At 74.6% G+C, this 24,104-nt stretch carries 23 protein-coding genes; 15 read left to right on the top strand and 8 right to left on the bottom strand.

All coding sequences use genetic code 11. From position 1 onward, the window contains the following. Position 1: 1 nt before the first annotated feature. From ACZ52R_RS14745 to ACZ52R_RS14725, 5 genes are read left to right on the top strand one after another with little or no spacing between them, the layout of a single operon-like run. Positions 2-1,576, top strand: a complete 1,575-nt coding sequence (locus tag ACZ52R_RS14745) for an FAD/NAD(P)-binding protein (RefSeq protein WP_465753540.1) — start codon at positions 2-4, stop codon at positions 1,574-1,576. Next, entirely contained in the window at positions 1,573-2,805 is a 1,233-nt protein-coding gene (locus ACZ52R_RS14740; RefSeq protein ID WP_465617949.1) for an ATP-grasp domain-containing protein, read from the top strand. The genes ACZ52R_RS14745 and ACZ52R_RS14740 overlap by 4 nt, the downstream gene beginning before the upstream one ends. A gap of 6 nt (positions 2,806-2,811) precedes the next feature. Then, positions 2,812-3,873: an EamA family transporter gene (locus ACZ52R_RS14735; protein ID WP_465663422.1), complete on the top strand. Its 1,062-nt coding sequence runs from the start codon at positions 2,812-2,814 to the stop codon at positions 3,871-3,873. Beyond that, complete coding sequence (locus ACZ52R_RS14730; RefSeq protein ID WP_465663421.1) at positions 3,815-5,041, top strand: ATP-grasp domain-containing protein; 1,227 nt, start codon at positions 3,815-3,817, stop codon at positions 5,039-5,041. Before ACZ52R_RS14735 ends, ACZ52R_RS14730 begins: the two co-directional genes overlap by 59 nt. Further along, the gene (locus ACZ52R_RS14725) at positions 5,038-5,949 is read left to right on the top strand and encodes a nitrilase-related carbon-nitrogen hydrolase (RefSeq protein WP_465663420.1); all 912 of its coding nucleotides are present in this window, start codon (positions 5,038-5,040) and stop codon (positions 5,947-5,949) included. Before ACZ52R_RS14730 ends, ACZ52R_RS14725 begins: the two co-directional genes overlap by 4 nt. 94 nt (positions 5,950-6,043) lie before the next feature. On the opposite strand, the gene ACZ52R_RS14720 is transcribed toward ACZ52R_RS14725, so the two are convergent. The 3 genes from ACZ52R_RS14720 to ACZ52R_RS14710 form a co-directional block, all read right to left on the bottom strand. After that, positions 6,044-6,445, bottom strand: a complete 402-nt coding sequence (locus tag ACZ52R_RS14720) for a pyridoxamine 5'-phosphate oxidase family protein (protein ID WP_465753539.1) — start codon at positions 6,443-6,445, stop codon at positions 6,044-6,046. 121 nt (positions 6,446-6,566) lie between these two features. Continuing rightward, entirely contained in the window at positions 6,567-7,202 is a 636-nt protein-coding gene (locus ACZ52R_RS14715) for an MBL fold metallo-hydrolase (protein ID WP_465617941.1), read from the bottom strand. Further along, positions 7,199-8,284, bottom strand: a complete 1,086-nt coding sequence (locus ACZ52R_RS14710) for an S-(hydroxymethyl)mycothiol dehydrogenase (protein ID WP_465617939.1) — start codon at positions 8,282-8,284, stop codon at positions 7,199-7,201. The genes ACZ52R_RS14715 and ACZ52R_RS14710 overlap by 4 nt, the downstream gene beginning before the upstream one ends. 674 nt (positions 8,285-8,958) lie before the next feature. Between ACZ52R_RS14710 and ACZ52R_RS14705 the strand changes: the two genes are divergently transcribed. Together ACZ52R_RS14705 and ACZ52R_RS14700 are read left to right on the top strand one after the other, a co-directional pair. Then, positions 8,959-10,179 (top strand): cytochrome P450, encoded by a 1,221-nt coding sequence (locus tag ACZ52R_RS14705; protein WP_465617937.1) that lies wholly within the window; start codon positions 8,959-8,961, stop codon positions 10,177-10,179. Next, the gene (locus tag ACZ52R_RS14700) at positions 10,176-10,433 is read left to right on the top strand and encodes a ferredoxin (protein WP_360493802.1); all 258 of its coding nucleotides are present in this window, start codon (positions 10,176-10,178) and stop codon (positions 10,431-10,433) included. Before ACZ52R_RS14705 ends, ACZ52R_RS14700 begins: the two co-directional genes overlap by 4 nt. A gap of 262 nt (positions 10,434-10,695) precedes the next feature. Here the strand turns inward: ACZ52R_RS14700 and ACZ52R_RS14695 are convergent, their stop codons facing one another. Together ACZ52R_RS14695 and ACZ52R_RS14690 are read right to left on the bottom strand one after the other, a co-directional pair. After that, a complete protein-coding gene (locus tag ACZ52R_RS14695; protein ID WP_465663419.1) occupies positions 10,696-11,580 on the bottom strand; it encodes a PhzF family phenazine biosynthesis protein in 885 nt (294 codons plus the stop codon). 82 nt (positions 11,581-11,662) lie between these two features. Next, entirely contained in the window at positions 11,663-12,757 is a 1,095-nt protein-coding gene (locus ACZ52R_RS14690; protein ID WP_465617932.1) for a DUF5937 family protein, read from the bottom strand. A gap of 127 nt (positions 12,758-12,884) precedes the next feature. Between ACZ52R_RS14690 and ACZ52R_RS14685 the strand changes: the two genes are divergently transcribed. The 5 genes from ACZ52R_RS14685 to ACZ52R_RS14665 all read left to right on the top strand — a co-directional run bounded on the left by ACZ52R_RS14685 (position 12,885) and on the right by ACZ52R_RS14665 (position 17,533). Beyond that, a complete protein-coding gene (locus ACZ52R_RS14685; RefSeq protein ID WP_465617930.1) occupies positions 12,885-14,171 on the top strand; it encodes an MFS transporter in 1,287 nt (428 codons plus the stop codon). A gap of 30 nt (positions 14,172-14,201) precedes the next feature. Then, positions 14,202-14,768 (top strand): hypothetical protein, encoded by a 567-nt coding sequence (locus ACZ52R_RS14680; protein ID WP_465617928.1) that lies wholly within the window; start codon positions 14,202-14,204, stop codon positions 14,766-14,768. 102 nt (positions 14,769-14,870) lie between these two features. Next, the gene (locus ACZ52R_RS14675; protein ID WP_465617926.1) at positions 14,871-15,674 is read left to right on the top strand and encodes an MBL fold metallo-hydrolase; all 804 of its coding nucleotides are present in this window, start codon (positions 14,871-14,873) and stop codon (positions 15,672-15,674) included. A 7-nt stretch (positions 15,675-15,681) separates the two neighbouring features. After that, positions 15,682-16,113: a nuclear transport factor 2 family protein gene (locus ACZ52R_RS14670; RefSeq protein WP_465617924.1), complete on the top strand. Its 432-nt coding sequence runs from the start codon at positions 15,682-15,684 to the stop codon at positions 16,111-16,113. A 136-nt stretch (positions 16,114-16,249) separates the two neighbouring features. Continuing rightward, the gene (locus ACZ52R_RS14665) at positions 16,250-17,533 is read left to right on the top strand and encodes an NAD(P)/FAD-dependent oxidoreductase (protein ID WP_465617922.1); all 1,284 of its coding nucleotides are present in this window, start codon (positions 16,250-16,252) and stop codon (positions 17,531-17,533) included. Between the two features lie 70 nt (positions 17,534-17,603). Here ACZ52R_RS14665 and ACZ52R_RS14660 read toward each other — a convergent pair whose 3' ends face one another. Then, the gene (locus tag ACZ52R_RS14660) at positions 17,604-18,596 is read right to left on the bottom strand and encodes a right-handed parallel beta-helix repeat-containing protein (RefSeq protein ID WP_465753538.1); all 993 of its coding nucleotides are present in this window, start codon (positions 18,594-18,596) and stop codon (positions 17,604-17,606) included. A gap of 211 nt (positions 18,597-18,807) precedes the next feature. Between ACZ52R_RS14660 and ACZ52R_RS14655 the strand changes: the two genes are divergently transcribed. Then, positions 18,808-19,224, top strand: coding sequence for a DUF3592 domain-containing protein (locus ACZ52R_RS14655; protein ID WP_465617918.1), 417 nt, complete (start codon positions 18,808-18,810; stop codon positions 19,222-19,224). Positions 19,225-19,280: 56 nt separating this feature from the next. Here ACZ52R_RS14655 and ACZ52R_RS14650 read toward each other — a convergent pair whose 3' ends face one another. Further along, a complete protein-coding gene (locus ACZ52R_RS14650; protein ID WP_465753537.1) occupies positions 19,281-20,366 on the bottom strand; it encodes a Clp protease N-terminal domain-containing protein in 1,086 nt (361 codons plus the stop codon). Positions 20,367-20,532: 166 nt separating this feature from the next. Between ACZ52R_RS14650 and ACZ52R_RS14645 the strand changes: the two genes are divergently transcribed. Both ACZ52R_RS14645 and ACZ52R_RS14640 read left to right on the top strand, forming a co-directional pair. Next, positions 20,533-21,615: a S1C family serine protease gene (locus ACZ52R_RS14645; protein ID WP_465617914.1), complete on the top strand. Its 1,083-nt coding sequence runs from the start codon at positions 20,533-20,535 to the stop codon at positions 21,613-21,615. 301 nt (positions 21,616-21,916) lie between these two features. Continuing rightward, a complete protein-coding gene (locus ACZ52R_RS14640; RefSeq protein WP_465617912.1) occupies positions 21,917-23,287 on the top strand; it encodes a condensation domain-containing protein in 1,371 nt (456 codons plus the stop codon). Positions 23,288-23,370: 83 nt separating this feature from the next. Here ACZ52R_RS14640 and ACZ52R_RS14635 read toward each other — a convergent pair whose 3' ends face one another. Continuing rightward, on the bottom strand, positions 23,371-23,934 hold the full coding sequence (locus ACZ52R_RS14635) for a universal stress protein (protein WP_465617910.1): 564 nt from the start codon (positions 23,932-23,934) through the stop codon (positions 23,371-23,373). Between the last annotated feature and the right edge of the window lie 170 nt (positions 23,935-24,104).

Raw genomic sequence — 24,104 nt, 5'->3', positions numbered from 1 at the left:
CATGGACAAGCACGCCATCATCGTCGGCGGCGGAGCCAGCGGGGTGACCCTGTTCACCCAGCTGGCCACCACGCCCGGCATCGGCACCATCACGGTGGTCGACCCCAACCCGATCGGGCTGGGAACGGCCTTCGGCACCACCGATCCGCTGCTGCTCTGCAACACCTCCGTCGACGTCACCTCGATCGACCCCACCGGCGAGTCCGATCTGCTGAGGTACCTCGCCGCACGCGGCTGGCCGGTCCACCGCGACCACTTCGTCCCCCGCTACCTCGTCGGCCAGTACTGCCGCGAGCGGTACCTGACGTACCGCCGGGCCGCCGAACAGGCCGGCATCCGGGTCCGCCACCACCGCGCACGAGCCACCTCCGTCGGCCCCGACGACGGCGGCGGCCACACCGTCACGCTCGACGACGGGGCCCGGCTCACCGGCACCGACGTCTTCCTCTGCCTCGGCCTCGACCAGCCGGTCGTCCCCGAGCTGGTCCGCGCGCACGTCGGCCATCCGGACCTCACCGCCGCGCCGTACCCCGTCGGGCAGTTGCGCCGGCTGCCCGCCCGCGCACGGATCCTGGTGCTCGGCAGCAAGCTCGCGGCGATCGACGCGGCGATCGTGCTGGGACAGCGGGGGCGGCACGTGGTGCTCTCCTCGCCCTCCGGACAACTGCCCGCCGTCCGGACGCGGCTCACCCGGCCCGCCAGCTCGGTCCTCGACCCGGCCTCCTGGCGTCAACTCACCCCGGACTCACCGGACTTCGACCGCGAAGCAGCCCGCCTGGTGGTCTCCGCGGTGGCCCGGGCCGGATCGGGCGCCGCGCTGCGCGCCCAGACCAGCGGCGCGACCGCACCCGCCGACCGGCTGGCCGAGGAACTGCGCCTCGCCGAGTCCGGACAGGTCCCGTGGCAGGACGCGATCGCCGAGATCATCGACGCGATCAACGACAGCACCGCGCCCTGGCCCGCGGACACCCGCAGGACGGTGCTCGGACGGTACCGGCACGTCATCTCCCGCTACATCTCCTCCATTCCGGTCCGCAACGCCCGACTGCTGCTCGAACGCCTCACCGAGGGCACGCTCACGGTCGCCCCGCGACTGCCGGAAGCCGTCACCCCGGCCGAGTCCGGCCCCGGGTGGCTCGTCCGGTGGGCGGACGACCGCACCGAACACATCGACCACATCGTCTGCGCGGCCGGCTACCACAAGCCGACCCTGCGCCGACTCCCGGACCGCACCCTGCTGCTCCACTCCGACCCGGCCCTCGCCGTGACGGGCACCGAGCCGGAGATCTCCCCCGGCCTCCGGGTGTGCGATCCGCGGACCGGCGAACCCGAGCGGGTCTGGGTGCTCGGCGCCGCCTCGCACCCCCGGGCCGCCATCGTCAACTACCTGAACACCGCGGCCCGTCAGGCGACCGGCATCGCCACCGACCTGCTCTGGGCCGCGCACGACGCACCCACCCCTGCCATCAGGGTCACCGGCTCCGTCAAGGTCAACGACACCGTCAAGGTCAACAACACCGTCAAGGTCAACAACACCGTCAAGGCCACCGTCACCGCCACCGGAAGGCTCGTATGATGTTCGTCCTCGTCAACCCCGTCTCCACCGGAAAGGCGCTGGCCGAGGCCTTCCGGGAGGAGGGCGCGGACTGCCTGCACCTGTACGACGCGTCACTCCGGGCCGCGTACGACGCGGACGGCTCCCCGCGCACCATGGTGCACGAGGACCTCGCCAAGACCCTCGAGGTGCTGGGCGGCCTGCGCCCGACCGCCGTCATCGCCGCGAGCGAGTACGGCGTCCTGCTCGCCGACGAGCTCGCCACCAGGCTCGGACTGCCGCACCACCGGCCCGAGCAGGCCGCGGCCCGCCGCGACAAGGAGCTGATGGTCCGGGCCCTGGAGCAGGCCGGCGTGCCCGCCGCGCGCACCGGATCGGTCCGCGACGAAGCCGAGCTGACCGACCTGCTCGCCCGCTGGGACAGCTACCCCGTGATGGTCAAGCCGCGCGACAGCGCCGGCAGCGACGGCTGCACCATCTCGCCCGACCCGGAGACGGCCCTGACGGCCTTCCGCGCGATCGTCGACCGGCAGAACCTGATGGGCGAGGTCAACGACGACGTCCTCGTCCAGGAGTTCCTGACCGGCACCCAGTACATCGTGAACACCGTGAGCATCGACGGCCGCCACCTGGTGAGCGAGGTGTACGCGGAGCGCATCGACCACATCGACGGCGCCCCGGTGCTGCGCCACATCATCTCCCGGCCGCAGCTCGACGCGGCGGAGGCGGAGCTGGTCGGCTACGTGCTGGACTGCCTCGACGCCCTGGGCATCCGGGAGGGGGCCGCCCACACCGAGGTCATGCTGACCCCGGCCGGACCGCGCCTGGTCGAGGTCAACTCCCGCGTCATGGGCCCCTCGCTGGCTCCGGACCCGTACCACGCGGCCTTCGGATACAGCCACCAGCACCTCGTCGTGGAGCGCTTCCTGCGCCCCGAGGAGTTCGCGCTGCGCCTCGAACTCCCCTACACGGCGGCCCGGTCGGTCGCCAAGGTCTTCCTCCGCTCCGACCGCCCGGGGAAGCTGCTGGCCGTGGACGGCGCCCGCATCCTGCGCCGCCTGCCCGGCTTCCACAGCATCGACCGGCTGCCCGAGATCGGGCAGCCCATCCTCGACCGGTACCTCACCACCGGCGCCAGCGGCATCGCCTACCTGGTCCACGAGGACGAGCACCTGCTGCTGAACTCGCTCGGCGTCATCCACGACCTGGAGGACAGCGGAGCCCTCTACCGCCTCGCCGAACAGGACTGACCGCCGGTGCCGATCGCGCTCATCGCCCTCTCCGTCCTGCTCCAGGCCGGGACGGAGGGCTTCCTCTCCGGCCGGCTCGACCCGGCCGGCAGCCTGCTCTTCTCCTGCCTGGCGTTCCTCGCCACCGCGGTGGTGTTCACCCTAACCACCGTGCTGCGCGGCAAGCACCGGGGAGCGCTCGCCGACCGCGAGGTCAGACGGCTGCTGGTCCAGATGAACCTGGCGAGCGCACTGACCTTCCTGGGCTACTTCGTGGCGCTGGCCTGGGTGCCCGCCGCACTGGCCGCAAGCCTCATGGCCGGCGTCGGCCCGCTCGCCGTCGCCGTCCTCGGCGCGGCCCGGGGCGCCGGCGGCCCGGGCCGCGCGGGCTGGCTCCGGGCGGGCGCGCTGCTCGCGGTGTCGCTGGCGGTGGCCGCCTGCACCCGGTCCGGCGAGACGGCGGCGATCGGACCGGAGGTCCTCGGCGGCGGCCTGCTGGCGGTGCTCTCCGGCTTCGGCGCGGCCCATCTGGCGACCGTTTCACGGAAGTTGGGCGACCTCAAGGTGGACCCGGTGGTGGTGACGGCCCACCGCTTCCACCTCACCTACCTGCTGGCCGGCGTGCTCCTCGCGGCCCAGGGCGGCCCGACGGGCCACGGGCTGTCGCTCGGCGCGGCCTCGCTGGCGGCGGTGGCGGGGGTGGTCGTCCCGCTGTACCTGCTCCAGATCGGCGCGCAGCGCTGCCCCCCGGTGATCACCATGGTGCTGCTCACCACCCTCCCCGGACTGACGTACCTGGCGCAGGTGCTGTTCGGCGACCGGTTCAGACCGCTCAGCGCGGTGCTGATCACGGCGCTGGTGGCGCTCGCCGTGCTGTTCACCCGGCTCGAGGCCCGGCCCCGGCGTTCCCCCGCCGCGACCACCGCTCCGGCCGCCACCTCGACCGATCCCGCAACCTCGACCGGCCCCAGTGCCTCGACCGACCCCACTGCCTCGACCGACCCCGCAACCACGACAGAAGGAGACCGCGATGCCGACCGTGCTGGTACTCGGGGGCGCGGCACCCAGGGAGTCCGGCTTCGTCCGTGACATCTGCGACCGCGCGATGGACCAGTTCCGCAAGCGCGGCGTCCGCGTCGTCCTCACCGACACCCGGGAGAACCTCGCGGCCGCACCGGAGCTCACCGCCCTGGCCGACGAGGTCCACGAACTGGACTTCGCCGACGCGTCGGCCTGCCAGGACTGGGCCGCCGCCTACGCCCGACACTCCCCCGTGCACGCGGTCGTCGGCTACCGCGAGTACGCCGCCGTCAGCGTGGCCTCGGTCGCCGCGCTCCTCGGCGTCCCGGGCAACCCGCCCGAGGCGGTGCGACTCGTCCGGACAAAGGACGAGTGCCGCGAGCACCTGCGCCGCCACGGCTTCCGGCAGCCGGAGTTGACGGTCTGCGCGTCCGCGGAGGAGGCCACGGACTTCCTGCGGGAGCACGGACCCGACGTGGTGGTCAAACCCCGCCGGGGCTCCAGCAGCGAGGGAGTGAGCCGGGTCTCGGACCCGGCCGCGATGGCCGCCGCCTTCCGGGACGCCCGGGACGCCGACGGCCTGGCCCTGGTCGAGGAGTTCGTGCACGGCCGCGAGTTCAGCGTGGAGGGCCTGTTCACGCAGGGCACTCCCCACGTCCTCGCCGTCACCGAGAAAGCGCTCGCCCCCGGCGGGTTCGTGGAGATGGGCCACACGATGCCCGCCGCGCTCGGCGACGACGAGGCCGAGGTCGTCTCCACCGTGACGGCGGCGCTCCGGGCGATCGGCCTGCGGCGCGGCCACTTCCACGTCGAGTGCTGGGTCACCGGGTCGGGTGTCGTGCTCGGCGAGGTCCACGCCCGCCAGGGCGGGGACTGGATCCACGCGATGCTGGAGTGGTGCCACCCGGAGCTCGAGCTCTACGGGCACTGGCTGGACGACCTCCTCGACACACCCCCCGCCGGTGTACCGGCGCGCGCCACGCGGGGCGCCGCCGTACGCTTCCTGGCCCCTCCCACCGGCGTCGTCACCTCGGTCGGCGGCTGGTCCGAGGTGGCCGACGACCCCTCGGTGCTGGCCGCCACCTGCACCCTGGCGGTCGGCACCCGCATCCACCCCGTCACCTCCAACCTCGACCGGCACGGGGCGATCGTCGTGGGTGCGGCGGACGCCGCTCAGGCCCGGGCCAAGGCCGAGTTGCTGCAGGGCTCGCTGACCGTCGAGGTGCGCCGGCCGTGACCACCGTGACCGCCGCCGTGGTGCAGGCCGCCGCCCGGCTGTTCGACACGCCGGGCGCGCTGGCCCGCGCCGAGGAGCTGATCCGCGAAGCCGCCCTGGGCCACCGGGCCGAGGTCGTCGTGCTGCCCGAGGCGTTCCTCGGCGGCTACCCCAAGGGCCTGGACTTCGGCGTCAGCGTCGGCGACCGCACCCCGGCCGGCCGCGAGCTGTTCCGCCGCTACCACGCCTCCGCCGTCACCGTCCCCGGCCCGGAGGTCGACGCGCTGGCCGCCCTCACCCGGGAACTGGGCTGCCACGCGGTGGTCGGCGCGGTGGAGCGGCGCGGCGCCACCCTGTACTGCGTCGCCCTGTTCTTCGGCCCCGACGGCTACCTGGGGCTGCACCGCAAGCTGATGCCGACCGCGGCGGAACGCTACCTGTGGGGTCAGGGCGACGGCTCCACCCTCACGGTCGTCGACACCGGCAGGGCCCGCCTGGGGGCGGCGATCTGCTGGGAGAACTACATGCCGCTGTTCCGCACGGCGATGTACGCCAAGGGCGTCGACCTGTGGTGCGCACCGACCGTGGACGCCCGCGACGCCTGGCAGGTGACCATGCGGCACGTCGCGCTGGAGGGGCGCTGCTTCGTCCTCAGCGCCTGCCAGTACCTGCGCCGCGACGCCCTCCCGCCCGACCTCCACCCGGTCCAGGGCGACGCCCCCGACACCGTCCTGATCGGCGGCGGCTCGGTCATCGTCTCCCCGCTCGGCGAGGTCCTGGCCGGCCCGCTGCGGGACGGCGAGGGCATCCTGTCCGCCGAACTCGACCTCGACGATCTGGCGCGCGCCCGCTTCGACTTCGACCCCGTCGGCCACTACGCCCGCCCGGACGTCTTCACCCTCCACGTCGACGAGTCGACCCGCAGGTAGGCCCGCGGATAGGCCCGCGAGTCGACCCGCGAGTCGACCCGCGCGAGAACGGCCGTTCTCGGAAATGAGAACGGCTGTTCCGCTGAAGGGCGTCTCAGCCCCGGCCGAGGACGCGGTCCACGGTGATCTCGATGACCACCCGGTCCGGGTTGACCCGCGGCTGGCGGTAGCGCTCGGCATAGCGCCCCTCGGCCTCGGCCACCTGTTCGGGCTCGTCCCGGACGACCGCGACGCCCTCCAGGGTCGCCCACCGCGCCCGGTCCACCTGGCAGACCGCGACCCGCAGGCCCTGCGGCCCCGCCTGCGCGACATTGAGCGCCTTGCGACTGGTGCGGCTGGTGATCACCCGGGCGGTCGCCGTCTCCGGCTCGAACGTCACACCGACCGGCACCACGTGCGGCGTGCCGTCCGGGCGGATGGTGGTCAGGGTGGAGATGTGCCGCTCACGCCAGAAGGCGAGCATGGCGTCGTCGAGGTCGCGCGGGTCATGGGCCATGATCGCGATCGTACGGCCCCCGGGGAACGATCAAGCCCCGGGGGCCGTACGCCGTACGGGCCGACGAGTCGACGGCCGGCGTGCGCTTCAGGGCCCGCAGCGCGTCAGGGCCCGCGGCGCGTCAGTGTCCGCGGGCGATCCACTCCGGCAGGGCCGGGGCCTCGACGCCGATGGTGGTCGGGTCGCCGTGGCCGGTCCGCACCACCGTGTCCGCCGGGAGCGTCAGCAGGCGCTCGCGGATCGAGTCGATGATGGTCGGGAAGTGCGAGAACGACCGGCCGGTCGCGCCCGGGCCGCCCTGGAAGAGGGTGTCGCCGGTGAAGACCGTGCCCAGGTCGGGCGCGTACAGGCAGACCGCGCCCGGGGCGTGCCCCGGGGTGTGCAGCACGGTCAGCTCCGTGCCGGCCACCTCGATCCGCTGCCCGTCGGCCAGTTCGCCGTCCGGGAGGCGGTCTGGGTGGGTGAGCTTCCACAGCGGCAGGTCGTCCGGGTGCAGCAGGATCGGCGCACCGGTGCGGGCCGCGAGGGCCGGGGCCGCGTCGATGTGGTCGTTGTGCGCGTGCGTGGAGACGATCGCCCGCAGCCGGCGGCCGCCGAGCGCCGCCTCGATGGCCGCCGCGTCGTGCGCGGCGTCGATCACCACCGCCTCCTCGTCGTCGCCGACGATCCAGACGTTGTTCTCCACCTCCCAGCTGCCGCCGTCGAGCTCGAAGGTCCCGGCGGTCACCAGCCGGTCGACACGGGCCTCAGAGGTCACAGGGTCACCACCGAGCGGAGGACGTCGCCCTGGTGCATGCGCTCGAAGGCCTGCTCCACCGCGTCGAGTTCGATGGTCTCGGTGACGAAGGCGCGCAGGTCCAGGCGGCCCTGGAGGTAGAGGTCGATGAGCATCGGGAAGTCCCGCGAGGGCAGGCAGTCGCCGTACCAGGAGGACTTCAGGGCGCCGCCGCGGCCGAAGACGTCGAGCAGCGGGAGCTCCAGCGTCATCTCCGGGGTCGGCACGCCGACCAGGACGACGGTGCCGGCCAGGTCGCGGGCGTAGAACGCCTGCCGGTAGGTCTCGGGCCGGCCGACCGCCTCGACGACGACGTCCGCGCCGTTGCCGCCGGTCAGCTCGCGGATGGCCTCGACCGGGTCGGTGGTGCGGGAGTTGACGGTGTGGGTGGCGCCGAGCGTGCGGGCGGTCTCCAGCTTGCGGTCGTCGATGTCGACGGCGATGATCTTCGCCGCGCCCGCCAGCCGGGAGCCCATCACGGCCGCGCCGCCGACACCGCCACAGCCGATGACGGCGACCGAGTCGCCGCGGCCGACGTTGCCGGTGTTGATCGCGGCGCCGAGGCCCGCCATCACGCCGCAGCCCAGCAGGCCGGCGACGGCCGGCTCGGCCGCCGGGTCGACCTTGGTGCACTGGCCGGCCGCGACCAGGGTCTTCTCGGCGAACGCGCCGATGCCCAGGGCCGGGGACAGCTCGGTGCCGTCCAGCAGCGTCATCTTCTGCTTGGCGTTGTGGGTGTCGAAGCAGTACTGCGGGCGCCCGCGCCGACAGGCACGGCACTGGCCGCACACCGCACGCCAGTTGAGGACCACGAAGTCGCCGGGCGCGACCTCGGTGACGCCCTCGCCGACCGACTCCACGATGCCCGCGGCCTCGTGGCCGAGCAGGAACGGGAACTCGTCGTTGATGCCGCCCTCGCGGTAGTGGAGGTCGGTGTGGCAGACGCCGCAAGCCTGGATCCGGACCACCGCCTCGCCCGGACCGGGGTCCGGCACCACGATCGTGGTCACCTCCACGGGCGCGCCCTTGGCACGCGCGATGACTGCCTTGACCTGCTGGGCCATCCGATTCCACCTCCGTCGGCCGATGCCGCTCCGCACCGGCGTGACCTGCGACGACACGACTGCAGAAGGACTGCAGAAGCACTGCCCACGAAGCGTAGCGCCCGCTCCGCCGGCCGCCGGCGGAGCGGGGGGCGATCCGGCGTGATCCGCCTCACCGCGCGTGCCGACGGCGTGTCAGCCGACGCCGCGGTACGTCACGGAACCTCACGGCACCTCACGGCACCTCAGGTGGCACATGCCGGCGGCCTACCCGCCGACCTATCCGGCGGCCGCCCGGCCCCCGCCCGGCACGGCCGCTCAGGCGGGGGCGCACGGACGGCGCTGAGCGCTCGTCAGCGCGCCTCGAACTGCCCGGAAAGCATCGGTGTTGGCTGGAAGTGCCGCAGACGGGCGCCCTACGGCCCACGTACGGTCGTAGCAGAGACGGTCCACGCGACCACGCTCAGCACACCCGCCCCACCCGGCGGCGCGCCACCGCGCGCCCGTGCCGGGCGCGTACCGACCGTACGCCCCCGCACATGTCGCGCCTCCCCGCAGCCTCCCCAGCAGATGCCCTACCCAGTCCCGGCCCGTGTCGAGCCGCCAGCCGGCCGCACCACCCGTCCCCCGCACCATCCTCGGACCACCCCCCGTCGGACCGCCCCCGCGGCCCCGCCCTGGAGTCTGGAGTACGGATGTCCACCGAGAACAGTGCGACCGGTGCCGGAACCGGCACCGCCCCGCTTCCCCCGCTGCACTGCCTGCGCCACCTGGAGCCCGGCCCGCCCCGGCTCGCCGCGCTGCCCACCGGCACGCCGGTCTGGCTGGTCAGCCGGCACGCCGACGTGCGGCAGGTGCTGACGGACCCGCGCCTGGGCCGCGCCCCGCTCTACGCGCCGGACGCGCCGCCGGTCACGGTCACGCCCAACATCCTGGACGACCCGCAGAGCATGCTGAACATCGACGGCACCGAGCACCAGCGGCTGCGCCGCACCGTGCAGCGGGCCTTCACCCCGCGCGCGATAGCCCGCTGGAAGCCGTGGGTGGCATCCGTCGTCGAGTCGCTCATCGACGAGCTGATCGACCACGGCTCCCCCGCCGACATCGTCGCCGCCTACACCCGGCCGCTGCCGGTCGCGGTGATCAGCCGACTGATGGGCCTGGACAACCTGGACACCAAGCGGCTCGCCCACTGGAGCGACCACGCGCTCTCCACCACGGCCTACACCGCCGAGGCGATCGGCACCGCGATGACCGAGTTCTCCGCCTTCGGCGCCGAGGTGATCGCCGAGCGGCGGGCCGAGCCTGGTGACGACCTGGTCAGCGGCCTGCTCGCGGCCGCCGCCGAGGACGGCTCGATCACCGAGGCGCAGCTGGTCGCGCTGGTCATCGGCCTGGTCGTGGCCGGCCACGAGACCACCATGACCAGCCTCGGCAACGCCCTGGTCTACCTGCTCGCCGACGGCCGCGAGGCCTGGCAGCAGCTCGCCTCCGACGAGACCAGCGCCGCCGCCGCGACCGAGCAGCTGCTGCGCGCCGTCCCGCTCGGCGACGCCCACGAGCACATGCCCGGACTGATGCGGCGCACCGTCGAGGAGGTGGAGATCGGCGGGGTGGTCATCCCGGCCGGCAACGTGGTCGCCGCCGACACGGCCGCCGCCAACCACGACCCGGACGTCTTCACCGGGGACCTGCGCACCGAGCTGTTCTCCCCGCTGGCCGCGCCGATGCTGACCTTCGGGGCCGGGCCGCACCACTGCCTGGGCGCCTGGCTGGCCCGGATGGAGCTGGAGCTCGCCCTGCACCGACTGGCCCGCCGGCTGCCCGCCCTGCGGATGGCGGACGCGGCCGAACGGATCGACTGGCGGCGCGGCCTGCTCACGCGCAGCCCGAACTCCCTGCGGGTGAGCTGGTGACGGGCCGGGCCGACACCGAACCGGTGATCGTCCGGGTCGACCGGGACCGCTGTATCGGCTCCGGAATGTGCGCTCGCAGCGCACCCGACTCGCTGGCCCTCGGCGCGGACGGGCTCGCCGCGCCGCTGGCCGAATACGCGGACGGCGGCGCCGAGTTGACGGATGAGCTGACCGAGGCGGTGGACTTCTGCCCGGTCGAGGCGCTCACCCTCCACTCGGCCCGCGGGGGCTACCGGATCGATCCGGCGGAGTGACGCCCGTCCTGGTGTCGTCTGCCGCACGGGCGCTGCCCGCCACCACCGCGGCGGGCGGATCCCCCGCGGCCGGCGACACCGGGCGACGCTGGAGCGCCGCCTCGCCGTACGGAACGGCCAGGCGGGCGCCAACGCGTGACCGTCGGCGAGAAGCTGTTCCACCGCTACCTGGCCGACTTCGAGGAGCCGCGGGCGAGGGCGGGCAGGTCCTGCCGCAGCCCTCGCCCTGACGGCCCCGGCCCCCGGCCTCACCGCATCGCCATCACGGCATCGCCACCGCCGTACCCGAGACCCGCACGCGGGCGTCCTCCGCCCGCAGTTCGACCCGCAGCACGCCCGGGCGGCCCAGGTCCTCGCCCTGGTGCAGCGTCAGGACCGTCGGGGCCGCCACCGCGCCCAGCTCCTGCAGGTACGCGCCGAACGCGGCCGCGGCGGCGCCGGTGGCCGGGTCCTCGACCACGCCGCCGACCGGGAAGGGGTCGCGGACGTGGTAGACCTCGGGCGTCTCGCGCCGGACGAGTTGGAGGGTGGTCAGGTCGCGGGCCCGCATGTAGTCCGCCAGGCCGTCGAAGTCGTAGTCGAGGCGGGCCAGCCGCTCGCGGGTGCCGGCGGCGAGGACGAGGTGCCGGGCACCGGCGTAGGCGATGCGCGGCGGCAGGGCCGGGTCCAGGTCGGCGGCGGCCCAGCCGAGCAGGGCGAGCGCCTCCTCGACATCGGCCGCGGTGACCTCCTCGACCTTCGGTTCGACGCTGGTGAGGGTGGCCCGCAGCAGTCCGTCGGTGCCGCGCTCGACCTCGACCGGGACGTCCCCGGCGGCCGTCGCGAAGGCGTACCGCCCGGGGCCGATGTGCTCGGCAAGGGCGACGGCGGCGGCGACCGTCGCGTGCCCGCAGAACGGCACCTCCGCGAGCGGGCTGAAGTACCGTACCCGGTACGCCCCTTCGGCCGGGCCGGCGGTGAGGAAGGCGGTCTCCGAGTAGCCGATCTCGGCGGCGATGGCGAGCATCCGCGGATCGGTCAGCCCGGTGGCGTCGAGCACCACGCCCGCCGGGTTGCCGCCCTCGGGGCGGGTGGCGAAGGCGGCGTAGCGGAGGATCTCGGGCGAGGAGCCGGAGGAGCCGGAGGAGGCGGCAGCGTCGTCGGTCATGCCCGGACGAACGCGTTCCCCCTGCCCGCTGTTCCCGCACGGCCGCTGCCGTCGTGCCGCCGTTCCCGTGCCGCGCGCCGGGTCACCGGAGCACCGCCTCCAGGAAGTCCGAACCGAGCCGGGCGCTGCCCGCCAGGTCGAGCTGGTAGAGCATGTACCGCCCGCGCCGCTGTGTGGTGAGCAGCCCGGCCTTCCGCAGCACGGCCAGGTGGCGGGAGACCTCGGGCGCGGTGAGATGCCAGGCGGAGGCCAGTTCGACGGTGGTGTGCGGGCCACGGGCCATGGTGCGGGCGAGGCGCAGCCGGACGGGGTGGGCGAGCGCCTCCAGGCGCTGCTGGACGAGGGCGAGTGAGACCGGCTCGGGCAGGCCGGGTTCGGCGGTCGGGTACTGCAGGACGGGCCGCCAGCCGGGGGCGTAGACGACCAGGAGGTGGGGGCGGCCGAAGGCGGTGGGGATGAAGGTGACGCCTCCGCTGTCGGCGGCGCCGGCGGTGGAGTCCTGCAGCTTGTCGATGACGATCCGCCGCCGCCCGTCGCCCTGGTCGAGGGTGACGGACGGTGAGAGGGCGGCGAGTGTTTCGCCGAGGCCCCGGCGGGCCAGCAGGTCGGCTTTGCGCCGGGCGTCGGCGGCGAGGTCGGGCAGGACGCGCTGCCAGGCGTCGGCGAAGAAGGCCGGCACGCAGTCCTCCAGCATTCGCCGTACCAGTGCACGGACGGCGGGCGGGTCGGCGAGCAGCCGGTCGGCGAAGGCGGCCTGCCGGGGGCCGCGGGCGAGGGCGAGGTCGCGGGCGAGCTCGTTGGCGGCGGGGTCGGTGAGCGGGGAGGCGGTCCGGCGGTTGAGCCGGGAGGAGCCGCAGGTGGTGATGAGGGCGCCGGTGACGTACAGCTCGTCGTCGATCCGGTCGACGGCGTCGAGTTCCTCGGCGAGGGTGGCGCCGGGCAGGCCGGGGACGAGGAAGTCGGCGCGCGAGGAGCGCCACAGGAAGTCGGCTTCCAGGAGCCGCTCGGCCAGCTCCGGCGGGATCGCGGCGGTGGTGCTGCTCGCCCAGCCGTGCAGCGCGGGGTGGTGCGCGGGCTCGGCGAGGACGTGCAGCATGGCGTTCAGCTCGGCGAGCGGGGAGGGCGTGAAGAGCAGGCGTTCGTCGGACAAGCCGGTGATGTCGATGGTCACACTCATATGCCTGCCTCGCTTCGCTCACTCACGCGGCAGATCCTGTCACCCCGTGCCGCCACGTCCGCCCCCGATTGACGGGAACCGTCAATCGGCGTGCCAGGCGGCCCGGCCGGGGCGGACGGTACCGGCCATGAGCCTGATTCAGGAGAAGTCCGTCCATGACCACGCCGCCGTCCGCGGCGGGGAGCCGCCCGCCCCGCCGATCGGTGCGGGCCGCCGGGGCCCGTCCGCGCTGCTGAGCCTGCTGACCGCCGCCGGCGGGCCCCGGTACGCCGTCGCGCTGGCGGTGGACGCGGTGGGCGGCGGCATGCTGCGACCGTTCCTGCTGCTGTACGGGGTCGGCGTGCTGCACCTGGGCGCGGGGGCGGTCGGGCTGGCGCTGTCGGCCGGGATGGTCGCGGGCCTGCTGGTGGTGCCGCTGACCGGCCGCTGGATCGACCGTGGCGCCCGGACCCTGCCCGCGGCCGTCACCCTGCTGCTGCGGGCGGCGGGCGCGCTGACGCTGCTGCTCGCGGACGGCCTGCCGGGGTTCACGGCGGCGGCGGTGCTGTTCGGGGTGGGCAGCCAGTCCTGGCCGACGACGCACGCCGCGGTGGTGAGCACGCTGACCGACGGACGGCTGCGGGACGCGGCGCTCGCCGCCGGGCGGTCGGTGCGCAACGCGGGGCTGGGCCTGGGCGCGCTGCTGGCCACCGTGGCGGTGAGCGGCGGGGCGAGCGCGATCCGGCTGCTGGCCGGGGTGACGGGCGCGGCCTGCCTGGTCGCCGCCGCACTGGTGGCCTCGCTGCGGGTGCGGGCCCGCCAGGAGGGTGCGCCGAAGGCGGCGCACGACGGTCCCCGGGAGCGGCGCGCGCCACTGCGCCGGATCAGTCTGCTGAGCCTCGCCAATCTGCCGTACGCGTTCTGCTTCGACGTGCTGGAGGTGGCGCTGCCCGCGCTGCTGGTGCTGCACCTGCACGCCTCCCCGGCGTGGTCCTCGGGCCTGTTCGTGGGCAACACGGTGCTGGTGATCGCCCTGCAGCTGGCGCTGGTGCTGCGCTTGGCGGACCGTTCGCGGCGCGCTGTGCTGGCGGCCTCGGGGGCACTGCTGGCGGTCTCGTACCTGGGCTTCTGGGGGGCCGGGGCGCTGGGCGGCACCCCGGGGACGGCGGGCATCGCGGTGGTCTCGGTGCTGTACACGCTGGGCGAGATCCTCTACACCGGTTCGGGTACCGCGCTGGTCGCGGCGGTCGCCCCGCCGCACCTGCTGGGGCGGGCGCTGGCCCGCTGGGAGCTGTCGATGGGCGTGGGCCGGGCGGCCGCGCCGGCGGTGGTGACGGCCCTGCTGGCCGCCGGTCCGGGCGCGCTGTGGCTGCCGCTCGCCGCCGCCACCGCGCTGGGGGCGCTGGCGGTGCTGCGGCTGGGCCCGGCACAGTAGGGTCGGCCGGCGGGTGGGATGATCAGTGGCATGGCCCTGACCCCGTACCAGCAGCACCTCCGGGACCGGATCCTGGCCGCCGAGGTGACCGCCCCGCCGGAGCCGTGGCGCCCGGTCGGCCGGGGGCTGATCCCGGTCGGCGGGCTGCTCGGCATCGGCTTCGCCGTCCACCCGGAGAGCGGGCACGACCTGGTGCTGACCGTCTCGTCCGGCGGGCACGGCCTGTTCGACGCCGTGACGGGCCTCAAGGTGGCGCGCGACTACGACCCGGAGGACGACCCGGACGGCCCGGACCTCTGCTGCCCCGGCCTCGGCCAGGTCTCGGACGTACGGATCCCGGTAGCCGGGACGTGGGGCGGCGGCCTGCACACCGGCGCCGAGGGCGGCTGGCACGTCGAGGTCACCGCCCCGGAGTGGCCGCACCACCGGGTGCTGCTCGCGACCGGCCGGGGCCCGTGGCAGGGCGAGCACGGCGAGTGCTGGTGGCACGTCTTCAACTCCGGCTGGTCCACCCTGCGCGCCACCGGCTTCTCCCCCACCGGCCGGACCCTCGCGGTGGCCACCAGCAGCGACCTCACGCTCTGGACCCGCGCCTAGGCCGGACCCCGTGCCTGGCGCCGACACCTTCCGGATGCGGGAGCCGTGCCGAGCGCCGATGCTGGCCGCGAGGCGTGCCCGGCCCGAGGAAGGAAGTCCAACGTGAGCGCACTCGACTTCGAGATCATCGACAGCCCCGACAGCTCGCTCAACAAGACCTCCGTCCTGGTCACCGGCCCGCAGCACGCCATGCTGGTGGACGCCGGGTTCACCCGGTCCGACGGCCGCCGTCTGGTCGAGCGGATCAGGGCCGGCGGCAAGCGGCTGACCACCGTGTTCGTCAGCCACGGCGACCCGGACTTCTACTTCGGCGCCCAGGAGGTCCAGGACGCCTTCCCGCAGGCCCGGTTCCTGGCCACCCCCTCGACGGTCGAGCACATCCAGGAGACGTTCGACGCCAAGCTGCGCGCCTGGTCCCACCTGGGCCCCGAGCTGCCCACCCGGCTGGTGCGGCCCGAGGTGCTGGCCGGGGACGAAATCGTCTTCGAGGGCCACCGGTTCGAGGTGCGCGGCGCCGACTTCCACCTGCCGGACCGGCACTACCTCTGGCAGCACCACCACCGCGCCGTGCTCGGCGGGGTCCTGCTCTTCGAGGGCCTGCACGTGTGGACGGCCGACACCCCCAGCTCCGCCCAACGGGCCGCCTGGATCGACCTGCTGGACGGTATCGAGGCGCTCCATCCGACCTGGGTGGCGGCCGGCCACCGGGTCGCCGGCGCGCCGACCGACCTGAACGCCGTCGACCACACCCGCGCCTACCTGCGGGCTTTCGAGACCGAGATCGGCCGGGCCGCGGACGCGGCCGCCGCCAAGGAGGGCCTGGAGCGGCGCTTCCCGGAGCTGGGGCTGCGGATCGCGGTGGACATCGGCACCAAGGTCGTCATGGGCGAGATGGCGTGGGGGTGAGCACGCGATGATCGAGATCCCCAGGGACGTCGCCACCTTCGCCGAGTCCGCCGCCCCCGCCGACGTGGTCCGCCGCCAGTACCTGGCCTCCGCCCGGGGCGACCTGGCCGCGCTGCGCGCCACGCTCGCGGAGGACGTCGAGTGGACCGAGATGGCCGGCTTCCCGCTGGCCGGCACCCACCGCACCCCGAAGGGCGTCACCGCCAACGTGATGGAGCGGCTGGCCGCCGAGTGGGACAACTGGACCGCGCACGACGACACCTACGTGGTGGACGGCGAGGACGTCGTGGTCCTGGCCCGCTACACGGCCGTCCACAAGACCACCGGAAAACCGCTCGCGGTCCGGGTCGCCCACCACTTCACCGTGCGCGGCGGCCGGATCGTCCGCTTCGAGCAGTTCACCGACACCGCACTGGTCAGGGACGCGATGACGCCATAGGGCCGGTCGTCCACCCCGACCCCGCGTTCACCCGTACGGGCGGGCGAGGCGCGGCGCGCCCGGCGCGGCCTCGACACACCACCCGGACGGCGGCAGGCTGACCCCGGATCCACGGCCGGAGAACGAGGAGTCGAGCATGGCGGGCACGGACAGCGGCACCACCGGAACCGGCGGCAGCACCGGGGCGGGCGGCGGGCAGGACCGCCCGATCGTCATCGTCGGCGCGTCCCTGGGCGGCGCGAAGGCCGCCGAGGCGCTGCGCGAGGCCGGGTACGAGGGCCGCATCGTCCTGATCGGCGAGGAGCACGAGCGCCCGTACGAGCGGCCGCCGTTGTCCAAGGGCTACCTGCTGGGCAAGACGCCCCGGGAGAAGATCTACGTCCACCCGCCGCAGTGGTACGCCGAGCACGACGTCACGCTGCGCCTGGGCACGGCGGTGTCCTCGATCGACCCGGCCGGGCACACCGTGACGCTCGCCGACGACGGCCGGGTGGAGTACGCGAAGCTGCTGCTGACCACCGGCTCGGTGCCGCGCCGCCTGCCGGTGCCGGGCGCCGACCAGGACGGCGTGCTCTACCTGCGCCGGGTCGACGACAGCGACCGGATCAAGGCGGTGCTGCGGCCGGGCGCCCGGATCGTGGTGATCGGCGCGGGCTGGATCGGCCTGGAGGTGGCGGCCGCGGCCCGCCAGGCGGGCGCCGAGGTGACGGTGCTGGAGGCGCTCGAACTGCCGCTGCTGCGGGTGCTCGGCCGGGAGGTCGCCCAGGTCTTCGCCGACCTGCACCGGGACCACGGCGTGGACCTGCGCTTCGGCGTCAAGGTGGCCGAACTGACCGGCGACGGCGGCACGGTGAACGGGGTGAAGCTCGCCGACGGGACGACGGTGGCGGCCGACGCGGTGGTGGTCGGCATCGGCATCGCCCCCGCCGCCGGGCTCGCCGAGGCGGCCGGACTGGAAGTCGACAACGGCATCAAGACCGACCGGCACCTGCGCACCTCGGACCCGGACGTGTACGCGGCCGGCGATGTCGCCAACGCCTACCACCCGCTGTTCGGCCGGCACATCCGGGTCGAGCACTGGGCCAACGCCCTCAACCAGCCGCAGACCGCCGCCCGCGCACTGCTCGGACAGCCGGACGCGGTGTACGACCGGGTCCCCTACTTCTTCACGGACCAGTACGACCTCGGCATGGAGTACGTCGGCTACGTCGAGCCGGACGGCTACGACCAGGTGGTCTTCCGCGGCGACCCGGCCACCCGCGAGTTCATCGCGTTCTGGCTGTCCGGCGGCCGGGTGCGCGCGGGGATGAACGTCAACGTCTGGGACGTCACCGACCCGATCCGCGAACTGGTCCGCTCGGGGCGGGTGGTGGACTCCAAGGCGCTGGCCGACCCGAACGTTCCGCTCGGCGAGCTGTAGCAGCTTCCTCCCGACCCCTCCGACCCCCGACCCCTCCGCCTCCCGCCCCTCCGCCCCAGAGGTACAGCGGCTACCCCACCGGGACGCCGGGGTTCACCAGGCCCCGGCCCCCGGTGACGGTGTTGCCCGCGCCGATCGTCACCGTGCACGTCGCGGCGTCGTAGTCGGTCACGTCGATCGCGTACCGGTCCGCTCCGGTGGCGCCGGTGAGGTCGGAGTGGTTGCCCCGGAAGACCGTGCCGCAGCCCCAGCCCGGCCGGACGCTGTGGGTCTGGAAACCGTCATCGGTGGTGCGCCTGCCGGTGTTGTTCTCGATGACGTAGCCGTTGCCCTTCACGTCGACCCAGGAGTCGTCGTAGTTGCGGCCGGTGAGGCCGTCGCCGTCGAAGGAGTTGCCGGAGACCAGGCCGCCGGTGGTGCCCTCCTTGAGGTCGACGTTCTCGGCGCCGACGTTCGGGCCGAAGGTGTTGCCGACGATCTGCACGTGGTCGCTGCGGTCGGAGAGGGTGTTGGCGGTGCCGACGTAGACGCCCTCGCCCAGGCCGTCCCGGGCCAGGCCGGTGTCGTGGACGCGCGAGTCGCGCAGCGTGCCGTGGGCGCTGGAGTTGCGGAAGTGCACGCCCTCCATGGTGGTGTGGTGGACCGTGACGTCGTCCAGCACCACGTAGTTCGCGGCGTCCGCCACGATGCCCTTCTGGGCGCCGGTGACGGTCAGGCCGTGGACGGTCCAGTAGCTCGCGCCGTCGAGGTGGAGGCCGTAGCCGCCGCCGGTCGGGGTGGTGAGCACGGCCTTGGCCGAGCCGGTCAGGGTGATCCGGGCGGCGGCGGTGCCGGGCGCGGTGGCCTTGAAGCTGCCGGAGTAGGTGCCGTCGGCGAGCTGGATGGTCTGGCCGGGCGCGGCGGCCGCGAGGGCGGCCTGGAGCTGCTTGGCGGTGCCGACCTTGACGACGGTCGCGGCCGGGGCGGCCGGAGCCGCCGGTTCGGCCGTCGCGGCGGGGGCGGCGGCGCCGAGGGCGAGAGCGGTGAGGACGACGCCGAGGGCGCGGGGGGACTGCGGCTTCACGGACGGTGCTCCTTTCGGTGGTCGAGGCCGCTTGCTTCCTTCGTCAGCGACAGGGACATGCCACTACACAGTGGACTGGACCATTCCGGAGCGTCAAGAGTGCCGCCGGTGGGCGATACTGGGCTTCGGGGAACCCTCGGGCAGCTCCCGGGGGCCTCGGGCAGCCAGGGCAGCTCGGGAAGCTCGGGGAATCGTCGGGCAGGGAGGCGCGGTGGGCGGGACGGCCGGGTTCGCCGTAGTGGTGTTCGGCGCGTTGGGCGGCGTGGTCGCCTACCTCGCCGGGATGGTCGGGCTGCGCGAGCTGCGACGCTTGCGCCGGGTCGGCGTCCCGGCGTCGGCACTGGTGCGCGCCCGCGCCTCGGGCCCGGAGGACCGCGCGCTGCCGCCGCGTCCGCTGCTGGAGTTCGAGACGGCCGACGGCCGGGTGGTCGAGGTCTTCTCCCCCGTGCCCTCCACCGCCCGCCACCCGCTGCCGGACGGCCGCTACGTGCGGGTCCGCTACGACCCGGCCGATCCCCGGCAGGTGCTGGTGGACGGGCGGGAGCGGGTGGGGCTGGAGTACGGGTTCCTCGCACTCGGGGTGTTGGCGGTGCTCGGCTCGATCGCCCTCGCCGCCACGGCGCTCTAGCAGTCCCGGTGCGCTCCGCGGGGCCCGGGCCCCGCGGAGCGCTTCGCCAACGGCGGCTACACCACGGGCTGACCCTCCGGCCGACCACCGGGCCCGCCCAGGGCCGCGCCCGGGCCCACGCCCAGGGCCTCGACCAGCCGCCGGGCCCGGGTGTCCTCGTCGAGCAGCATCCGCACCAGCGGGCCGGGCGCCGCGCCGGCCAGGTACGCCTCGACGGAACGCGGATCGGCCGGGAGGGCGACCGTCCCGGCGGTGACGGCCGCGCGGGCCCGGGCGTAGTCGAGGCCCGCCCGGGCGAGCAGCTCGCCGCCGGCGTCGTCCACGTCCGGCTGCGGTTGACGGCCCAGGACTTCGTGGACGGCCAGGAGGGCGAGCAGGACGTGCTCGGTACCGGGCGTCCGACGGCCGAGGCGCTGCGCCTGTTCGTCCGTCTCCAGCCGGATCCAGTCCGACGACGGTGCCGCCGGACCTGCCGCACGAGCCGTGCCGGGCTTCAACAACCTCTTCCAGAGCGGGCGTCGGTTCGACCGACGGCCGAGCAGCGCGTCCCGGGTGGGGAGCAGCAACGGGTCCAGCGCGGTCGGTGCGCCCGGCGCGGTCGGTGCGCCCGGCGCGGTCGGTGCGCCCGGCGCGGTCGGTGCGCCCGGCGCGGTCGGCACGCCCTCCGGCTGGGAAGGCGCCCCGTCCAGACGCTCCCGGACGGTCTGCGGTGCGACGCCCGCCGCGCGCAGCAGTTCGGCGGCGCGGGTGCGGTCGTCGGCGAGCAGGGCACGCAGGACGTGCTCGGCGGTGAGCTTCCGCTCGCCGCCGTGCCGGGCCGACGTCACCGCGGCGGACAGCGCGCGGGCGGCGGCGCCCGTCAGGACGAGGTCCGGGGCCCCGGCCGAACCGAGGACCTCCCGGGCGGGCACGCCCGCGCCGGCCTCGTCGTCCGCGCTCCGGTCGCCGCCGTCGCGGTCACGGTCGCGGTCTCGGTCGCGCAACAGCGCCCGCAGCGCGCTCTCCGTGACCCCGGCGGCCGCGAGGGCCGCACCGGCCGGGCCACCCGACCCCACCACCGCGGCCAGCAGGTGCTCCGTCCCGAGCCGGCCGCCGCGCGTAGTGCCGAGCGCGTGCCAGTCCGCTTCCAGCGTGGTCTCCATCGGACCCTCCCCACCCAGGTGGCTTTGCCCATACCATACGCCCGCTTTGCTTCTGCTTTATAGTCGCCCGCACGTCAAGTCGGCATCAGGAGCCGGTGGCGGAAGCATCGGCGGCGCACCGTTGTTGGAAGCGGGAGAGCCCGCGCCGGCGAAAGGGGTGAGCACCGTGGCCGACATCCTCCCCGGGCCCGAGCACGCCCCCAAGGACACACCTTCCGAGGACACACCCGCCGAGGGCGCACCCACTGCGGACGTACCCACTGCGGACGCGACCATCGAGGACGCAGCGGCGACGGACGACACAGCCGCCGAGGCGCTGGACGCCTACTCGCGGATCGTCACGACCGTGGCCGCCGCGGTGACGCCGCGCGTCGCCGCGCTCCAGGTCCCCCGGCGCGGCCGGGGCGGCTGGTTCAGCACCGCGCTCGGCTCGGCGGTGGTCTTCACCGACGACGGTTTCCTGCTCACGAACGCCCACGTCGTCGGCCACGCCGACGCCGGGACGCTGGCCTTCGCCGACGGCACCACCTCCCCCTTCCACACCATCGGCGCCGACCCGCTCTCCGACCTGGCCGTGCTGCGCGCCGACGGCCCGACCCCCACGCCGGTGCGGCTCGGCGAGGCCACCGCCCTGTGGGTCGGGCAGCTGGTCGTCGCCGTCGGCAACCCGCTCGGGCTGGCCGGGACGGTCACGGCGGGCGTGGTCAGCGCCCTCGGCCGCTCGCTCCCGGCCCGCTCCGGCAGCGCCGTGCGCGTCATCGACAACGTCATCCAGACCGACGCCGCCCTCAACCCCGGCAACTCCGGCGGCGCGCTGACCACCGCGAACGGCGAGGTCGTCGGGATCACCACGGCGGTGGCCGGCAACGGGCTGGGCCTGGCCGTCCCCATCGACGCCACCAGTCGGCAGATCATCGCCGCCCTGCTCGCCGAGGGCCGGATCCGCCGCGCCTACCTGGGCCTCGCCGGAGTGCCCGCCCCGCTGCCGCCCGCCCTGCGCCACCGCACCGGGCAGCACACCGGCCTGCGGATCGTCGAGGTGATCGCCGACGCCCCCGCCAGCCAGGCCGGACTGCACGAGGGCGACCTGCTGCTCACCGCCTCCGGAGAGCCGATGAGCAGCGCCCAGTCCCTGCAGCGCCTGATGCTGGCCGACGCGATCGGCCGCCCGCTGGCGCTCACGGTGCTGCGCAACGGGGCCCTGGTCGATGTCATCGCCGTCCCGAAGGAACTGCCGTCGGACGACTAGGAGTTGTCCGGGCGGGGTGGCGACGGCTCCGGGAGCGCACAGGTGCTCGGCCGGCACTATGACGGCAGTGCGCTCTCACACCACCGACTGCCACGTCGCGCCCCCAGCTCGCGCCCGAACGCCGTGCCGTTCCGTCGGCAGTGCCGGCGACGGCCCCCGCGCCCATCACCCGATCGGGCGAAGGCCGTACCCGGTGGCCGTATCCGATGACCGGCTGGGCCGGTTGGTACGGCATCGATTGGTAGGCCGGTGCGCGACTGCTGTGGACACCACCCGGCGACGACAGGCAGAAGAAGGCGGAATGCTCCAAATCTCAGTCGAGGACTCCGAGATCGACCCGGGCGAGGCCCATCGGTGGCACCTGGTCTCCCTGACCGGTGACGGGGAGCCAGCTCCGCGCCGGACGACCGGTTACAACCAGGCGAAACATTTCACCGTGGCGCAGCACGCCCAGAGCATCGACGAACCGATCCGGTCCTACGTCGCGGCCAGCTTCGAGCTCCCCGGACGGGTAGATCTGGACGCGCTGGAAGGAGCGTTTCTCCACCTGGTGCGCAGGCACGAGGTGCTCCGGGCGGTCTACCAGCCGCTCGGCGGGGACCTGGGCTGCGAGGTCCTGACGCCCGACGAGGTGGCCCTCAAGCACGACTACGTCGGCCCGCTGGAGACTCCCGCCGAGGTCACCGGGCACCTCCACGAGGCGTTCCGGGAGGTGGACACGCTCGCCTGGCCGCTGATCACGATGGGCGCGGTCGTGCGGCCGGAGTCGACCACGGTCTGGTTCTCGTGCGACCACCTCGTCACCGACGGCCTCTCCAGCGCGATCGCCGTCAACGACATCGCCACCGCCTACCGGGGCCTCGCTCAGGAGCAGGAGCCCGGCAGCTACCTGGAGTTCAGCCGCACCCAGCGCCGCGCCAACCGGGCGATGAACGCCGACGACGCGCGGCTGGACTACTGGCGGGCCTTCCGCGACCGCAACGACGGCCTGTTCCCGCGCTTCCCGCTCGACCTCGGGGTACGGCCCGGCCGGCTGTACGCGCCGCTGGCCAGTACCGAACGGCTGCTGACCGCCCGCCAGACCGAGGAGTTCGGCGCCGCCTGCCGGGCCCGTGGCGGGCGGCTGTCCATGGGACTGCTCGCGGGCGTCGCGCTCGCCCTGCGGCAGCTGGGCGGACCGGCGGAGTACCGGGGGCTGGTGCCGGTCAACGAGCGCGACCGGGGCGTCTACGCCGAGTCCATGGGGTGGTTCATCAACACCCTGCCGATCGAGTTCCCGGTCGGGGAGCGGGCCGGCTTCGCCGACGTGCTGACCGCTGCCCAGGACGCCTACGGGCGGGCGCAGGCCCACGCCGGAGTGCACTTCGTGAAGGCGTGGCGGCTGCTCGCCCCGGCCGAGTACGCGCGACTGCACTACTGGCCGCACGCGGTGAACTTCTTCTCCTACATCGACTTCCGCCGCCTGCCCGGTGCCGACCTGCACGCCGCCCAGCGGGCCCGGATGCACGTCTGGGTCTCCGGCTGCAACGGGCTCCTGCACTGGCTGCACCGCACCGACGACGGCCTGTTCGTCAACACCATCCACGTCGACACCCCACTGGCCCGGGACACCAACCGGGCCCTGCTGGACGGATTGGCCGGCGTGCTCACCGACATCGCTCAGCCGTTCTGACGGACGACCAGCCGTTCCGGCTCGGCGGTCGGGGCGGCGCGCCGCGTGCCGCCCGGGTGGGTCGAGGACATCCGTGCCGCCGACTACCGCTTCGCCGGGAGGAGTTCGGGCGCCGGGCCGACCGGCAGGTGCCGGCGGGACCGGCGGTGGATCGCCTCCAGCTCGCGCAGTTCGGCGAGCAGTTCGGGCACCGGTACGGTCAGCACCGGGCAGCCCGCCGCCCGCACGAAGTACGCGGACACCGGGCGCCGCAGCCCGCGGCGCCGCAGGCCTCCGCTCTGCCCGAGGACCAGCAGGTCACCGGGCCGGTCGGCGAGGTGGACCAGCGCGGGGCCGGTCTCGCCGCGGATCACCACCGGGCGCAGCGGCACCCCGGGGTCGGCGCCGCCGAAGGCCGCGTCGAGGGCCTCGTGCAGGCGCTGTTCGGCGGCTTCCCGGAGGGCCGCGAGCAGCGGCGGGCAGGGCGAGCGCCGGTAGCCGTGCTCACCGCCGGGGGGCTCCCAGGCCAGCACCGGCAGCAGTTCCGCACCCCGTGCCCGCGCCTCGGCCACCCCGCGGTGGAGGGCCGCCAGGCTCCCCAGCGACCCGCTGACTCCGACCAGCACCCTGGGTGCCCCGCCGTCCTGGTGTCGCCCGTTGCCGTGCATGATCCGTCCTCGTGTCGTGGTGGCCTTACAGCTCCACCCAACCGTCGGCCCGGGCGTCCGCCGGCCCTTCTTGATGCCTCCCTGACGCCCGACGCGACGATCCCAACGCCGCCCATACGCCGTCCGTTCGGCGCGGGTGTGCGGGCCGGCCGAGGCCGGGCGGAGGCAGC

This window comes from Kitasatospora sp. NPDC034023, from assembly GCF_055575795.1.
The sequence above is the reverse complement of the archived record's forward strand: the minus strand, read 5'-3'. Positions and strand labels throughout refer to the sequence as shown.